Source organism: Streptomyces sp. NPDC002870 (genome assembly GCF_042888505.1).
GTDB lineage: Bacteria > Actinomycetota > Actinomycetes > Streptomycetales > Streptomycetaceae > Streptomyces.
This window is the reverse complement of the sequence record NZ_JBIAPW010000012.1, coordinates 184,334-198,440: the sequence shown is the minus strand read 5'-3', so window position 1 is coordinate 198,440 and position 14,107 is coordinate 184,334. Positions and strand designations below refer to the sequence as shown.

16 protein-coding genes and 1 riboswitch are annotated in these 14,107 nt (G+C 69.3%); of the genes, 7 read left to right on the top strand and 9 right to left on the bottom strand.

The window, feature by feature from the left end; genetic code table 11:
- Positions 1-12: 12 nt before the first annotated feature.
- The 3 genes from ACFYWY_RS17880 (at position 13) to otsB (ending at position 2,412) form a co-directional block, all read left to right on the top strand.
- Entirely contained in the window at positions 13-1,236 is a 1,224-nt protein-coding gene (locus ACFYWY_RS17880; RefSeq protein ID WP_389186964.1) for an extracellular solute-binding protein, read from the top strand.
- A gap of 81 nt (positions 1,237-1,317) precedes the next feature.
- Complete coding sequence (locus ACFYWY_RS17875) at positions 1,318-1,554, top strand: DUF3263 domain-containing protein (RefSeq protein ID WP_389186868.1); 237 nt, start codon at positions 1,318-1,320, stop codon at positions 1,552-1,554.
- Between the two features lie 9 nt (positions 1,555-1,563).
- Positions 1,564-2,412, top strand: coding sequence for a trehalose-phosphatase (gene otsB / locus ACFYWY_RS17870; RefSeq protein ID WP_389186865.1), 849 nt, complete (start codon positions 1,564-1,566; stop codon positions 2,410-2,412).
- A 45-nt stretch (positions 2,413-2,457) separates the two neighbouring features.
- Here otsB and ACFYWY_RS17865 read toward each other — a convergent pair whose 3' ends face one another.
- Positions 2,458-3,852, bottom strand: coding sequence for a trehalose-6-phosphate synthase (locus ACFYWY_RS17865; protein ID WP_389186862.1), 1,395 nt, complete (start codon positions 3,850-3,852; stop codon positions 2,458-2,460).
- 141 nt (positions 3,853-3,993) lie between these two features.
- A complete protein-coding gene (locus tag ACFYWY_RS17860) occupies positions 3,994-4,932 on the bottom strand; it encodes a glucosyl-3-phosphoglycerate synthase (RefSeq protein ID WP_389186859.1) in 939 nt (312 codons plus the stop codon).
- A 143-nt stretch (positions 4,933-5,075) separates the two neighbouring features.
- A riboswitch (SAM riboswitch) is annotated at positions 5,076-5,203 on the top strand.
- A gap of 17 nt (positions 5,204-5,220) precedes the next feature.
- Here ACFYWY_RS17860 and thrC point away from each other — a divergent pair.
- From thrC to groL, 4 genes are all read left to right on the top strand, one after another.
- Positions 5,221-6,510, top strand: a complete 1,290-nt coding sequence (gene thrC / locus ACFYWY_RS17855; RefSeq protein ID WP_389186857.1) for a threonine synthase — start codon at positions 5,221-5,223, stop codon at positions 6,508-6,510.
- 34 nt (positions 6,511-6,544) lie between these two features.
- Positions 6,545-6,823, top strand: coding sequence for a MoaD/ThiS family protein (locus ACFYWY_RS17850; RefSeq protein WP_389186854.1), 279 nt, complete (start codon positions 6,545-6,547; stop codon positions 6,821-6,823).
- 409 nt (positions 6,824-7,232) lie between these two features.
- Positions 7,233-7,436, top strand: a complete 204-nt coding sequence (locus ACFYWY_RS17845; RefSeq protein WP_005315736.1) for a cold-shock protein — start codon at positions 7,233-7,235, stop codon at positions 7,434-7,436.
- A gap of 360 nt (positions 7,437-7,796) precedes the next feature.
- Positions 7,797-9,419, top strand: coding sequence for a chaperonin GroEL (gene groL / locus ACFYWY_RS17840; RefSeq protein ID WP_389186851.1), 1,623 nt, complete (start codon positions 7,797-7,799; stop codon positions 9,417-9,419).
- 19 nt (positions 9,420-9,438) lie between these two features.
- Here the strand turns inward: groL and ACFYWY_RS17835 are convergent, their stop codons facing one another.
- From ACFYWY_RS17835 to ACFYWY_RS17805, 7 genes are all read right to left on the bottom strand, one after another.
- The gene (locus ACFYWY_RS17835; RefSeq protein WP_389186848.1) at positions 9,439-9,585 is read right to left on the bottom strand and encodes a hypothetical protein; all 147 of its coding nucleotides are present in this window, start codon (positions 9,583-9,585) and stop codon (positions 9,439-9,441) included.
- A 30-nt stretch (positions 9,586-9,615) separates the two neighbouring features.
- Positions 9,616-9,708, bottom strand: coding sequence for a DUF397 domain-containing protein (locus ACFYWY_RS17830; protein WP_389186845.1), 93 nt, complete (start codon positions 9,706-9,708; stop codon positions 9,616-9,618).
- Between the two features lie 112 nt (positions 9,709-9,820).
- The gene (locus ACFYWY_RS17825) at positions 9,821-10,156 is read right to left on the bottom strand and encodes a helix-turn-helix domain-containing protein (protein WP_389186842.1); all 336 of its coding nucleotides are present in this window, start codon (positions 10,154-10,156) and stop codon (positions 9,821-9,823) included.
- On the bottom strand, positions 10,153-10,512 hold the full coding sequence (locus ACFYWY_RS17820) for a type II toxin-antitoxin system RelE/ParE family toxin (RefSeq protein WP_389186839.1): 360 nt from the start codon (positions 10,510-10,512) through the stop codon (positions 10,153-10,155). Before ACFYWY_RS17820 ends, ACFYWY_RS17825 begins: the two co-directional genes overlap by 4 nt.
- A complete protein-coding gene (locus tag ACFYWY_RS17815) occupies positions 10,484-12,133 on the bottom strand; it encodes a PTS transporter subunit EIIC (RefSeq protein ID WP_389186836.1) in 1,650 nt (549 codons plus the stop codon). The genes ACFYWY_RS17820 and ACFYWY_RS17815 overlap by 29 nt, the downstream gene beginning before the upstream one ends.
- A gap of 31 nt (positions 12,134-12,164) precedes the next feature.
- Positions 12,165-13,103 carry an N-acetylmuramic acid 6-phosphate etherase gene (gene murQ, locus ACFYWY_RS17810; RefSeq protein ID WP_389186833.1) on the bottom strand — a complete coding sequence of 313 codons (939 nt, stop codon included), beginning with the start codon at positions 13,101-13,103 and terminating at the stop codon, positions 12,165-12,167.
- Positions 13,104-13,146: 43 nt separating this feature from the next.
- Entirely contained in the window at positions 13,147-14,064 is a 918-nt protein-coding gene (locus tag ACFYWY_RS17805) for a MurR/RpiR family transcriptional regulator (RefSeq protein ID WP_389186830.1), read from the bottom strand.
- Positions 14,065-14,107: the final 43 nt, after the last annotated feature.

The following is a 14,107-nucleotide window of genomic DNA, read 5'->3' as shown; positions in this document are numbered from 1 at the left end:
GCCGCACTTGGCATGACGGTGGCCCTCTCGGGCTGTGGCAGCTCCAGTGGTTCCGGCGACGTCACCCTCAAGCTGGTGGCGGCCGACTACGACGTGGCCGGCGGCCAGAGCAGCAAGAAGTACTGGGCCGACCTCGCCACCGCTTTCGAGTCCAAGAACCCCGGCATCAAGATCGACGTCCAGATCGAGTCCTGGAACGACGTCGACCGCAAGGTCGCCGAGATGGTCAAGGCGGGCAAGGCCCCCGACATCGCCCAGATAGGCGCGTACGCCGACTACGCCGCGGCCGGCAAGCTCTACTCCGCCGACCAGTTGCTCTCCATCCCCGTGCAGTCCAACTTCCTCACCCCGCTCACCGACGCCGGCGAGATGAAGCGCGTGCAGTACGGTCTGCCGTTCGTCGCCTCCACCAGGCTGCTCTTCTACAACAAGAAGCTCTTCAAAGAGGCCGGGATCAAGAAGGACCCGACGACCTGGGACGATCTCAAGGAAGACGCGGAGAAGCTGAAGGCGAACACGGACGCGAAGTACCCCTTCGCCCTGCCGCTGGGGCCCGAGGAGGCCCAGGCCGAGACCATGATGTGGCTGCTCAGCGGCGGCGACGGATACACCGACTCGGTCGGCAAGTACTCCATCGACTCCGCGCAGAACATAGCCACCTTCAAGTGGCTGAAGACGAACCTCGTCGACACCAAGCTCACCGGCCCGGTCGCCCCCGCCAAGCTGAACCGCAAGGACGCGTTCGCCGCCTTCACCCGAGGCGAGGTCGGCATGCTCAACGGCCACCCCTCCCTGATGCAGGAAGCGGAGAAGGCCAAGATCGAGGTCGGCAAGGTGGCCATGCCCGGCCGCAACGGCAAGCCGAAGGCCGCGATGGGCGTCGCCGACTGGATCATGGGCTTCAAGCAGAACGGCCACCGGGCCGAGGTCGGCAAGTTCCTGAACTTCGTCTTCAGCGACAAGAACGTCCTCGACTTCGCCGGCCAGAACGGCCTGCTGCCGGTGACGGTCTCCGCGTCCGAGGCGATGGAGCAGGACCCGGAGCACCAGGACCTCAAGGAGTTCCTGGAGGAGCTCCCCAGCTCGATGCTTCCGCCGGTCGGCAAGACGTCGTGGGCCGCGGTCAGCGAGAACATCAAGAAGAACATCGGCCAGGCCGTCGAGCCTGAAGGCGTCCCGGCATCCGTCCTCGGCAAGATCGGCCGGGACGCCACCCTCGCGGAGAACGCGGAGTAGGCGGAGAACGCGGAGTAGGCGGAGTAGAGCGCGGACAGGCAGCCCGCCACCGGGGTGCGCGGCGCCGATATGTTGGTTCGTATGACCGACGAGGAGCCGCTCTCCGAGCGCGACCGTGCCGTACTGGCCATGGAGCACACTTCCTGGCCGGGCCCCGGCGCGAAGGAGCGCGCCATCAGGGAGCAGCTCGGCATATCCCCGGTCCGCTACTACCAGCTGCTCAACGCCCTGATCGACGACGAGCGTGCTCTCGTCCATGACCCGGTGACCGTCAATCGGCTTCGCCGTGTCAGGGACGACAGACGCAGTCGCCGATAGGGTCGGGGCATGGGCAGCTCCTCGTACGCGCATCTCCTGCCGACGCCGTCCACCCCCGCCGGCCGCGACGGCCTCGCCGCGCTTCTCGCCCGGCCGCAGAAGGCAGTCGTCGGCCTCGACTTCGACGGCACGCTCGCCGAGATCGTGCCCGACCCCGAACAGGCCCGGGCCCACCCCGGCGCCGTCCCCGCGCTCGCCGCGCTCGCGCCACGGGTCGCCTCAGTCGCCGTGGTCACCGGACGGCCCGCGGCGGTAGCGGTTCGCTACGGCGGCTTCGCCGGAGTGTCCGGCCTGGACCACCTGGTCGTCCTCGGTCACTACGGCGCCGAGCGCTGGGACGCCGTCACCGGCACGGTCAAAACCCCCGCCCCGCACCCCGGGGTCGCGGCCGCCCGCGCCGAACTGCCCGGCGTCCTGGACAAGGCCGGATCCTGGCAGGGCACCTGGATCGAGGAGAAGGGCCAGGCGGTCGCGGTCCACACGCGCCGCGCGTCCGACCCGCAGGCGGCGTTCGAGGCGCTGCGGAACCCGCTCGCCGAGCTCGCCGCGCGCCACGGGCTGATCCTGGAACCGGGCCGTATGGTCCTGGAGCTGCGCCCGCCCGGCATGGACAAGGGCGTGGCCCTGGCGGAGTACGTACGCGAGGTGAAGGCCGAGGCCGTGCTGTACGCCGGTGACGACCTCGGCGATCTTCCCGCCTTCGCGGCCGTCGAGAAGCTCCGCTCGGACGGCGTGCCCGGCCTACTGGTGTGCAGCGGCAGCACGGAGGTTCCGGACCTCGCGGACCGCGCCGACCTGCTGCTGCCGGGCCCGGCGGCGGTGGTGGAGTTCTTGGCCTCGCTGGCCCACCACCTGTAGCCGACGCCCCGGCCGGCGCGCGCAAAGCGCCGCCGGGCCGGACTCCTACGCGCCCTCGCGCAGCGCCCGCAACTGGTCCAGGAACCACTTCTGCGGCGGCAGCGCGGTTGCCGCCGCCGCCAGGCGCTTGGTGTGCCGCGACCGTTCGTCGTCCGGCATCGTCAGTGCCACATGGAGCGCGTCCGCCGTGCCCGTCACGTCGTACGGATTCACCGTCACCGCGTCCTCGCGCAGTTCCTCGTACGCCCCCGCCTCCCGCGAAAGCACCAGCGCGCAGCCCGCTTCCGAGACGACCGGGATCTCCTTGGCGACCAGGTTCATGCCGTCCCGGATCGGGTTGACCAGAGCCACGTCCGCCAGCCGGTACGCGGCGAGCGAGCGCGCGAAGTCGTCCTTCACATGGAGCACGACCGGGCTCCAAGTCTCCGTCCCGTACGCCGAGTTGATCTCGTCCGCCACGCGCTGGACCTCCGCCGTGTAGTCGCGGTAGACCGCCAGGTCCTGCCGGGACGGGTAGGCGAAGGCGACATGGACGACGCGCTCGCGCCACTCGGGGCGGGTCTCCAGCAGCTGCCGGTACGCCAGCAGCCCGCGCACGATGTTCTTGGACAGCTCGGTGCGGTCGACGCGCACGATGGTCCTGCGCCCCGGGCCGATCTGCTCGCGCAGCGCGGCCAGCCGCTCGTCCACGTCCGGCCGGTGCGCCCGCTTCCGCAGGAAGTCCGCGTCCGCGCCCAGCCCGTGCACCCCGATCGCCGTGCCGCCGGTGCCGCCCAGCAGCTCCGTACAGCAGGAGACGAAGGCATCGGCCCACCGCCGGGTCAGAAAACAGGCGCGGTCCGCGCCGAGCAGGCCGCGCAACAGCTGCTCTGCGATGTCGTCGGGCAGCATCCGGAAGTAGTCGACGGGCGCCCACGGCGTGTGCGAGAAGTGCCCGATCCGCAGATCGGGACGGAGCTCGCGGAGCATGCCGGGCACCAGCGCCAGGTGGTAGTCCTGCACCAGGACGGCCGCTCCCTCGGCCGCCTGTGCCGCCAGCGCGTCCGCGAAGGCCCGGTTGTAGGTCTCGTACGACGCCCACTGCCGACGGAACTCCTGGTCGAAGACCGGCTCCAGCGGCGTCTGGTACAGCATGTGGTGGACGAACCACAGCACGGAGTTGGCGATGCCGTTGTACGCGTCGGAGTGGACGGCCTCGTCGATGTCGAGCATCAGCACCCCGGGCTCGCCGACCCCGCGCCGCACCGCCTCGCGGTCGCCGTCGCCGAGCGCGGCGCACACCCACAGCGCCTCCGCCTCGGAGCCGATGGCCGACAGGCCGGAGACCAGCCCGCCCCCGCCGCGGCGCGCGTCGAGCGAACCGTCCTCGCTCAGCGTGTATGTGACCGGGCCGCGGTTCGACGCGACGAGGACCTGGGCAGCAGCGTGCTCGGAGACCATGTCGCGAAACCTAGCCCGTCCCACAAACGCTCAAACGTGCGTACGTCATTGGTCGTCGCGTCCTTGTGTGTCGTACGTCTCTCAAGTCCATTCTCAGTCCCATAACTGGAAAATGTAGACAAAGCGACCGGCGATCCACGCTTATGCCGCGCGACGCGCCGCGTACTCACCGATCTCGCGCATCGGCGGCCGCTCCTCCGTGTCCACCGCGTACGTCCGCGCCTCGAAGCCGCCCTCGCCCCGCTCGAACTGCGTGAGCGCAGGACGCACCAAGTGGCTGCGGGAGAGCCGGAGTTGGGCCGTCCGGTAGATCGCCGCGGCCATCCGGCCCAGCGCCTGCCCGTCCTGGTGGCGGTGTTTGCGCGAGCCGACATCCACCTGCGCCAGCGCGTCCAGGCCCACCGTGTGCAGCGCGTCGACGAGCAGGCCGAGCTCCACTCCGTAACCGACGGGGAAGGGCAGCCGCTCCAGCAGCGAGCGCCGCGCCGCGTACTCCCCGCCCAGCGGCTGGACGAACCCGGCCAGCTGCGGCCAGTGCAGATTCAGCAGCGGACGCGCCACCAGCTCGGTCACCCGGCCGCCCTGACCTGCGCGGTCGCCGAGCGGCCGGTCGTACATCGCCTTGACGAAGTGCACATCGGGGTCGGTCAGCAGGGGGCCCACGACCCCGGAGACGAAGTCCGCGGAGAACTCCCGCAGATCCGCGTCGACGAAGCACACTATGTCGCCGCTGGTCGCCAGCAGTGAGCGCCACAGCACCTCGCCCTTGCCGGGGACGGCGGGTATCCGGGGCAGGATCGCGTCTCGGTGCACCACGCGCGCGCCCGCCGCCGCGGCCACCTCGGTCGTACGGTCGCTCGAGCCCGAGTCGACGACGACCAGCTCGTCGACGAGCGGCACGGCCTCCATCAGCTCGCGGCGGATCACGGTGACGATCTCGCCGACCGTCGCCTCCTCGTTCAGGGCGGGGAGCACCACGCTGACCGTCGTACCGCGTTTGGCGGTAAGCAGCAGGTCAAGTGGGCGGTCGGCGGCTGCCCAGGACCGCCGGGCCAGCCAGCGCTCCACCTCATCGAGCACGTGCGCGTCTCCCTCGGCTTCCGATTCTGTGATCCGTCTCGCGGTTCGGACGACTATCTCAACCATCCGGGCCTTCGGTTACAGTCTTGAACAACGCGGATGACCGTCGCATGTCGGGGGTCGTCACGCTGACAATCGAATACCGCTCATCCAGAGGGGCAGAGGGAACGGCCCGTTGAAGCCCCGGCAACCCTCCCGCCGACCGCGAGGTCACGGTGGGGAAGGTGCCAATTCCGTCTCGTGGCGAAATGCGTCACGGGGAAGATGAGGAGAAAGGGCCTCGCCTCCATGGCTGTGCAGACTGTCGCAAGCAACACCACCAGCCCCGTAGACCTGGGACCCGCCGCGGCGCTCTCGTGCCGCGAGTGCGGAGAGCGTTTCGGACTCGGTCCGATCTTCGCCTGTGCTTCCTGTTTCGGGCCGCTCGAAGTCGCGTACGACCTCCCCGACGAAGGCCCCGAGGCGCTGAAGAAGCGGATCGCAGCCGGTCCGGACAACATCTGGCGGTACGCCCCGCTGCTGCCCGTCCCCGCCGACGTGGCCGACAAGCCGAACATCAACCCCGGCTTCACCAAGCTCGTCAAGGCCGACAACCTCGCCCGTGAGCTGGGCGTCACCGGCGGCCTGTACATCAAGGACGACTCCGGCAACCCGACGCACTCCTTCAAGGACCGCGTCGTCGCGATCGCCGTCGAGGCCGCGCGTGCCTTCGGTTTCACCACCCTGTCCTGCTCGTCCACCGGCAACCTGGCGGGCGCGGTCGGCGCTGCCGCCGCGCGGGCCGGCTTCCGCTCCTGCGTGTTCATCCCGCACGACCTGGAGCAGGGCAAGGTCGTCATGGCCGCGGTGTACGGCGGCGAACTGGTCGGCATCGAGGGCAATTACGACGACGTCAACCGCTTCTGCTCCGAGCTCATCGGCGACCCGCTGGGCGAGGGCTGGGGCTTCGTCAACGTCAACCTCCGCCCGTACTACGGCGAGGGCTCCAAGACGCTGGCGTACGAGATCTGCGAGCAGCTCGGCTGGCGGCTGCCCGACCAGATCGTGGTCCCGATCGCCTCCGGCTCGCAGCTCACGAAGATCGACAAGGGGCTGCAGGAACTGATCAAGCTCGGTCTGGTCGAGGACAAGCCGTACAAGATCTTCGGCGCCCAGGCCGAAGGCTGCTCGCCGGTGTCGGCGGCCTTCAAGGCCGGGCACGACGTCGTACGCCCGCAGAAGCCGAACACCATCGCCAAGTCGCTGGCGATCGGCAACCCGGCGGACGGCCCGTACGTGCTGGACATCGCGCGCCGCACCGGCGGGGCGGTCGAGGACGTCAACGACGAGCAGATCGTGGACGCCATCAAGCTGCTCGCCCGTACGGAAGGCATCTTCGCGGAGACTGCGGGTGGCGTGACCGTGGGTGTCGCGCAGAAGCTGATTGAGGCGGGCGTGCTCGACCCGGCGCTCACCACCGTCGTCCTCAACACGGGTGACGGTCTCAAGACGCTGGACGCGGTGGCGCCGACGACCGGCCCGACCGCGACGATCCGCCCGAGCCTGGACGCGTTCCGCGACGCCGGCCTGGCCGGCTGACCGACCACCCGAGACTCAAGGAAGGCACGCACCCATGAGCGTCAACGTCCGCATTCCCACCATTCTCCGTACGTATACGGGCGGCCAGGCCGAGGTTTCGGCTCAGGGCGCGACTCTCTCCGAGGTGATCGCCGACCTGGAGAAGAACCACACGGGCATCGCCGCGCGCGTCCTGGACGACCAGGGCAAGCTGCGCCGGTTCGTCAACGTGTACGTGAACGACGACGACGTCCGTTTCGAGCAGGGTCTTCAGACTGCGACACCGGACGGCGCGGGCGTCTCGATCATCCCGGCTGTCGCCGGCGGCTGCTGACTTCGCAGAGTTACCTCTATTGCCCCCTCCGCAAGAGAAGCGGAGGGGGTAATTCCTTAGGGTTGAGCGCGGTAGAGTTGGGAAGCCCCCTCCGCTGCTCATGCCGAGCGCATATGAGAATGCGTCGCCGCGCGACAAGAAGCAGCCAAAGTGCAGGGCCGAATTGTCGCGTAGGCGCCTTTCGTCGGGCCCGACTTGCCCCGGAATTCACAGAATTCACATGAATTATCCGTTCGGGCTTGCGCAGATTTCTCGTCCGACTGACCTGTTGCAGACGGCAGTTGGACAGATACATTCAGCCGCGGTCGACGCGTTCCGGCGCACACCCTCCTCCTGTCGGGTGGGTGAGGTCTGACCCGGGTCCGCGAAGTGCGGTCCTGCGCAAGGGCCAGTAATAGGGGAGTTAGGCATGGCTCAGGGCACCGTCAAGTGGTTCAACGCGGAGAAGGGGTACGGCTTCATCGCGGTCGACGGTGGTGCGGATGTTTTCGTCCACTACAGCGCGATCCAGATGGACGGGTACCGCACCCTTGAAGAGGGTCAGCGAGTTGAATTCGAGATCTCGCAGGGCCAGAAGGGTCCGCAGGCGGACATGGTCAAGCTCGCCGTCTGATCTCGGCGCGATCGGCCACCGACGCACTCACGCCGAGGGGCCCGCATCCCACGAGGGATGCGGGCCCCTCGTGCGTCTGCGCCCGACCGCCGCCCCTCGTCCAGGCTTCTTCGAAGCCGCTTGCGCCCACCCGTCGCCCGACCGCCGCCCCTCATCGAGGCTTCTTCGAAGCCGCTTGCACTCTAGGGGGTCGAGTGCTAATCATTGCGTTAGCACTCTGACAGTGAGAGTGACAACGAGGACCGAGTCGGTGAGGTCCGCAGGCCAGGTGGGGCAAGGAACCACAAGGTTTGCAGGCCGTCCGTCGCGGGCGCCAGCGCGGTCCGGAGAATCCACCCCAGTCCGGGAGGACCACTTCACATGGCCAAGATCATCGCGTTCGACGAGGAGGCACGGCGCGGTCTCGAGCGCGGGATGAACCAGCTCGCCGACGCCGTCAAGGTCACCCTTGGCCCCAAGGGCCGGAACGTCGTCCTCGAGAAGAAGTGGGGCGCCCCCACGATCACCAACGATGGTGTTTCCATCGCCAAGGAGATCGAGCTCGAGGACCCGTACGAGAAGATCGGCGCCGAGCTGGTCAAGGAAGTCGCCAAGAAGACGGACGACGTCGCCGGTGACGGAACGACCACCGCGACCGTCCTCGCCCAGGCGCTCGTCCGCGAGGGCCTGCGCAACGTGGCGGCCGGCGCCAACCCCATGGCACTCAAGCGTGGCATCGAGAAGGCCGTCGAGGCCGTCTCCGGCGCCCTGCTCGAGCAGGCCAAGGACGTGGAGACCAAGGAGCAGATCGCTTCGACGGCCTCCATCTCCGCCGCCGACACCCAGATCGGCGAGCTCATCGCCGAGGCGATGGACAAGGTCGGCAAGGAAGGCGTCATCACCGTCGAGGAGTCCCAGACCTTCGGTCTGGAGCTGGAGCTCACCGAGGGTATGCGCTTCGACAAGGGCTACATCTCGGCGTACTTCGCCACCGACATGGAGCGTATGGAGGCGTCGCTCGACGACCCGTACATCCTGATCGTCAACTCCAAGGTCAGCAACGTGAAGGACCTCCTTCCGCTGCTGGAGAAGGTCATGCAGTCGGGTAAGCCGCTGCTGATCATCGCCGAGGACGTCGAGGGCGAGGCGCTGTCGACCCTGGTCGTCAACAAGATCCGCGGCACCTTCAAGTCCGTTGCCGTCAAGGCTCCGGGCTTCGGCGACCGCCGCAAGGCGATGCTGAACGACATCGCCATCCTCACCGGCGGCACGGTCATCTCCGAGGAGGTCGGTCTCAAGCTTGAGAACGCCGGCCTGGACCTGCTGGGCCGCGCCCGCAAGGTCGTTATCACCAAGGACGAGACCACGATCGTCGACGGTGCCGGTGAGAGCGACCAGGTTGCCGGTCGCGTGAACCAGATCCGTGCCGAGATCGAGAACAGCGACTCGGACTACGACCGCGAGAAGCTCCAGGAGCGCCTCGCGAAGCTGGCCGGCGGCGTGGCCGTCATCAAGGCCGGCGCCGCGACCGAGGTCGAGCTCAAGGAGCGCAAGCACCGCATCGAGGACGCGGTGCGCAACGCCAAGGCCGCTGTCGAGGAGGGCATCGTCGCCGGTGGTGGCGTGGCTCTCATTCAGGCTTCCTCGGTCTTCGAGAAGCTCGAGCTCGAGGGTGACGAGGCGACCGGCGCCAACGCCGTGAAGCTGGCGCTGGAGGCCCCGCTGAAGCAGATCGCCATCAACGGTGGTCTCGAGGGCGGCGTCATCGTCGAGAAGGTGCGCAACCTGCCCATCGGTCACGGTCTGAACGCCGCGACCGGCGAGTACGTCGACATGATCGCCGAGGGCATCATCGACCCGGCGAAGGTCACGCGTTCCGCGCTGCAGAACGCCGCGTCGATCGCCGCGCTGTTCCTCACCACCGAGGCCGTCATCGCCGACAAGCCGGAGAAGGCCTCTGCGGCCGCTCCGGGCGGCATGCCGGGCGGTGACATGGACTTCTGATCCTGCGCGGATCGGCAGTTCACGCTGTACGGACCGAGGGCGGCACCCCCACTCCCAGGGGGGTGCCGCCCTCGGGCTTTTGCCCGGCGCGGCGGACCCACAGCAGGGCACCGGCCAGCCAGGAGTGCGGCGCCGGGCACACCTGGCCGAGTGCGTTCCTGTTCACCGGCGAGCGCCCGGCTCGTGACACGTCCTGCTAGTCGTGCTTCAGGCCGGTGACGAAGGCGGACCAGGCGGCGGCCCGGAACAGGAGCTTCGGGCCGTCGGTGGCGAAGGTGCGGGAGATCAACGCGGAGGGGCGGCTGCGGTGACGTGCGTCAGCTGTTGCTGATGGCCGGCGAGGGCGGACCTCGGCTGGGTACAGCGTGGCCGATCCGGTGCGGTTTGTGTGCGTACCGGCGTCACGCCGCCGGGTGGGCGGTGAAGGTGACCTCTTCGTGGTCGCTGTCGAGGGCGATGTTCAGCGAGGCGTCGAGCGCCTGAGCCAGGCGGCGCAACAGGGGGAGCGTAGGGATAGTGTCGGCGCCTTCGATGCGGGAGACTTTCGCCTGGGTGAGACCGGTGCGCTCTGCGACCTCGGCCTGGGACAGCCCGAGCTCTTTGCGGCGGTCGTACACGGCTTTGGCGAAGGCCATCGCCAGCCGGGCCTCCGCGCGCTCCGTCGTAACCTCCGGCGATTCGGCGTCCCCCTCAGTGAGCGTCCGCTCGCGGGCCAGCCTCGAACGCGTGTGGCTCATTGTGCATCCCCTTTCTCGCAGCGGCTGTACGTGGTGTGGGCCGGTTTGTGCTCGATGTCGCACACCATACGGGCGCTCACCGCGCGGGCGACCTGAGCTGTCTCCCGCATCCTGGTCTTGCGGAAGACCGTCAGGAGCACGATGCGACCCTCTGGTGCGAACCAGTACGTGATCCTCGTGTCGTCTCCGTCCAGAGTGGGGCGGAGCTCGTACACCCCGTCCCTCAGGGGGCGGGCGAAGGGCATGGGCGTTTGGGTGCCCCAGTCCGCCAGCAGCTTCGTCGTGGTGCGCCTCTTCGAGTGAAGTCGACCTGCCGGGTTGACCGCCTCACACTCGGACCGCGTCGGGGTTCTCATCCGGCTCGGCCTCTGGCCGTGTCCTCAATCGCCGGACAGGCTCTTTTGGAGCCCCTGGGGGTCCCTCCCGGACGAAGTCTGGGGGAGATTGAGGCGCGGGGTCCTGGGCGGAGCCCCGGTTGTCCTGCGCGGCCGCCGCGCCGTTGAGCTCATCCAGCATCGGCTTCGTAAAGCCGAACCAGTACGTCGCGAGGAACCCCACCGCGTAGCCGACCAGCAGCCCGCCCGCGTACACCGCGATCGTCTCGCCCAGCCCCCTGTTGCCGTTGAGCAGCGGGAACAGGGCCCAGCCCGAAGGGCCGATGGCCGTGGAGCCGACCTTGTCGCCCAGCATGTTGAACAGGCCGACGAAGCCGCCCCCGAACGCCCCGCCGACGCAGGCCGTCACGAACGGGCGGCCCAGCGGGAGCGAGACGCCGTAGATCAGCGGCTCGCCCACGCCCAGGAAACCGGCCGGGAGCGCCGACTTGATGGTGCTGCGGATCGAGGTGTTGCGGGGGAGCCGCAGATAGACCGCGGCCGCCGCGCCGACCTGGCCCGCGCCCGCCATCGCGAGGATCGGCAGCAGGACCGTGAACCCCTGCTGCTCGATCAGCGTGGTGTGGATCGGGATCAGCGCCTGGTGCAGGCCGAGCATGACCAGCGGGAGGAAGAGGCCGCCGAGTACGAAGCCCGCGCCCGCGCCGCCGTTGGCCAGCAGCCAGTCGGCGAAGTCGCCGATCGCTGTGGAGACCTCACCGGCGACGAACATCAGGCCGAAGACGGTGACCAGGCCGGAGACGAGGACCGTGAGGGTCGGGGTGAGAAGGACGTCCAGGGACTGAGGCACCAGACGTCGGCACCACTTCTCCACGTACACCACCAGCACCGCCGCGCCCAGCGCGCCGAGCACACCGCCCTGGCCCGGGGAGAGTTTCTGGCCGAAGGCCTCGATGTTCGCGACGCCCGGGAACACGATGATGGCGGCGACCGCGCCACCCAGGATCGGCGTACCGCCGAACTCCTTCGCCGTGTTGTAGCCGACGAAGACCGCGATCAGCGACATGAAGCCGGACGCCATCGCGGCGAGCGCGGGGACCACTGTCGGCAGCAGACCGAGGTTGGTCAGCAGCCCGGCCAGACCGGCGATGATGCCGCAGCCGATGAGGGCCGGGATCAGCGGCACGAAGATGTTCCCGATACGGCGCAGGAAGAGCTTGAAGGGCGTTGAGTTCTTCGCCTTCCGGGCCGCCTTGATGGCGGCGCCCTGGGCGGCCAGGTCCTCGGCGGTCCCGGGCGCGGTCACGTCCCGGGCCGCGCGGGCGGTGCCGGGCGCGGTCACGGTGGCCGCCGCCACCAGCGCCTCGAACTCCGGGGTGACCCGGGCGACCGTGCCCGGGCCGAGCACGATCTGGTACGTGTCGTCGTCGACTACGCCCATGACGGCCGGGAGGGCCCTGAGAGCCTCGTCCTGTACGAGGGAACGGTCGTGCAGGCCGAGGCGGAGGCGGGTCATGCAGTGGGCGACCGAGGAGACGTTCCCGGCGCCGCCGACGAGGGGGAGGATCGCGGCGGCGGTGGCGCCGTACTTGTCTGAGCTGTATCTGTCTGCGCTGTGCTTGTCTGCGGAGTCTGCTGCCATGGGTGGGGGGCGCCTTGCTGTGGGGGGACGTTCAATGCGTACGGGCTGACTGCAGTGCCGCGCGGAGGTGGCCGTGCGACTTGGCGAGGAGGTCGGCTGCCGTGGGGCCGTCGACCGAGCCGAGGATGGTCAGGATCGCGTTCTTCACCTCGCCGTCGGTGGCGGCGAGCGCCGCTTCGATCTCCTCGTCCGACGCGCCGGTGGCGAGGGCGACGATCCGCCGCGAACGGGCGCGCAGCTTCTCGTTGGAGGCGCGGACGTCGACCATCAGGTTTCCGTACGTCTTGCCGAGCCGGATCATCGTGATCGTCGAGATCATGTTGAGGACCAGCTTCTGTGCCGTACCGGCCTTCAACCGCGTTGATCCGGTGAGCAGTTCCGGTCCGACGACGACCTCGATGCCGTGGTCGGCGGCCGCGCCGAGCGCGCTGTCCGCGTTGCAGGACAGGCCTATGGTGAGCGCGCCGCAGGCGCGGGCATGCTCGACCGCGCCTATGGCGTACGGCGTGCGGCCCGACGCGGAGACCCCGACCACCGTGTCGTCCGCGGTCAGTTCCAGCGCGTCCAGGTCGGCGGCGGCCAGCTCCTTGCTGTCCTCCGCGCCCTCGACCGCCTCGACCATGGCGGAGGGGCCGCCCGCGATCAGGCCCACGACCTCGTCCGGATCGGTGTTGAAGGTGGGCGGGCACTCGCTCGCGTCCAGTACGCCGAGCCGCCCCGCCGTGCCCGCGCCCGCGTAGATCAGCCGGCCGCCGCGGGACATCCGCTCGGCGGTGCCGTCGATCGCGGCGGCGATCCGCGGCAACTGCGCTGCGACCGCGGCCGGGACGGTCTCGTCCTCGCCGTTCATGATCCGGGCGATCTCGAGGGTGGGGAACTGGTCGATCTCGGCGAGCTCGGGCCGGAACGCCTCGGTGGTGAGGGCGGCCAGCTGAGCGCGCAGCTTGGAATAGTCCTGGGTGGAGGTCATGAGGAGCGGCTCTGCTTTCTCGGTCCGTGGGGGGTTGGGGCGCCTAGCGGGTGCGGGGGCTGTGCCGGTGGGCGAGGGCCTCGTACGAAGCGGCGAGGGCAGGGGCCGCCGTCTCGTACGTACGCTGCGCGACGCCTATGAACAGGCAGTCGACGACGAGGAGTTGGCTGGTGCGGGACGACATCGCGGCCGGGCGCAGCTCGCTCTCCCGCGCGGTGGACGTGGTCAGCACATGGTCGGCGTACTGCGACACCGGCCCGTCCGGGCGGCCGGTGATCGCTATCGTCGTCGCGCCGCGGTCGAAGGCGACGCGCAGTGGCTCGATCACGTCGCCCGTCGAGCCGGAGTGGGTGATGGCGATGGCCACGTCGCCGGAGCGGAGTTGCACGGCGTTGGTGACGGCGAGGTGGGGGTCGGCATGGGCGTGCGCGATCAGGCCGATGCGCAGCAGCTTCTGGGCGAGGTCCATGCCGACGAGACAGGACGCGCCGACGCCGTAGATGTCGATACGGCGGGCGGTCGAGGCGGCGGCGACGGCCGCGCCCAGCTGTACGGTGTCGAGCCCCGCGGCCGTGTCGGCGAGGGTCTGCTGCTCGTCGTACGCGAGCTTGGCGACCACGTCGGCTATGGGGTCGTCGACGGCGATGTCGGCGGTGACGGCGGGGGCCCGGCCGGACTGCTGGTGGGCGGCGAGCCCGGCGAGCGCGAGGCGCAGATCGCGGTAGCCGGGGTAGCCGAGGAGGCGGGCAGTGCGGACCACGGTGGCCTCGCTGGTGCCGGTGAGCTCGGCGAGACCGGTGACCGTGAGGGCCGCGCAGCCGGCCGGATCGTCGGCGACGGCTTCGGCGACCCGCTGCATGGAGCGGGTCATGGACGGCGCGAGGGTGCGCACCTTGGCCGCGAGGGCTGCGGGAGCGGGTGGGGCCTCGCCGCTGAAAATTTCCTTCACTGGATTGGTCACTCTTGAAAGATATTTTCGCCCGTCGTTCATCGTCAACCCCCGC

Excerpts from the sequence above, each read along its gene's own strand:
- ACFYWY_RS17880 (WP_389186964.1), top strand. The coding sequence starts at position 13 with ATGACGGTGGCCCTCTCGGGCTGTGGCAGCTCCAGTGGTTCCGGCGAC.
- ACFYWY_RS17875 (WP_389186868.1), top strand. The coding sequence starts at position 1,318 with ATGACCGACGAGGAGCCGCTCTCCGAGCGCGACCGTGCCGTACTGGCC.
- otsB (WP_389186865.1), top strand. The coding sequence starts at position 1,564 with ATGGGCAGCTCCTCGTACGCGCATCTCCTGCCGACGCCGTCCACCCCC.
- ACFYWY_RS17865 (WP_389186862.1), bottom strand. The coding sequence starts at position 3,852 with ATGGTCTCCGAGCACGCTGCTGCCCAGGTCCTCGTCGCGTCGAACCGC.
- thrC (WP_389186857.1), top strand. The coding sequence starts at position 5,221 with ATGGCTGTGCAGACTGTCGCAAGCAACACCACCAGCCCCGTAGACCTG.
- ACFYWY_RS17850 (WP_389186854.1), top strand. The coding sequence starts at position 6,545 with ATGAGCGTCAACGTCCGCATTCCCACCATTCTCCGTACGTATACGGGC.
- ACFYWY_RS17845 (WP_005315736.1), top strand. The coding sequence starts at position 7,233 with ATGGCTCAGGGCACCGTCAAGTGGTTCAACGCGGAGAAGGGGTACGGC.
- groL (WP_389186851.1), top strand. The coding sequence starts at position 7,797 with ATGGCCAAGATCATCGCGTTCGACGAGGAGGCACGGCGCGGTCTCGAG.
- ACFYWY_RS17825 (WP_389186842.1), bottom strand. The coding sequence starts at position 10,156 with ATGAGCCACACGCGTTCGAGGCTGGCCCGCGAGCGGACGCTCACTGAG.
- ACFYWY_RS17820 (WP_389186839.1), bottom strand. The coding sequence starts at position 10,512 with ATGAGAACCCCGACGCGGTCCGAGTGTGAGGCGGTCAACCCGGCAGGT.
- ACFYWY_RS17815 (WP_389186836.1), bottom strand. The coding sequence starts at position 12,133 with ATGGCAGCAGACTCCGCAGACAAGCACAGCGCAGACAGATACAGCTCA.
- murQ (WP_389186833.1), bottom strand. The coding sequence starts at position 13,103 with ATGACCTCCACCCAGGACTATTCCAAGCTGCGCGCTCAGCTGGCCGCC.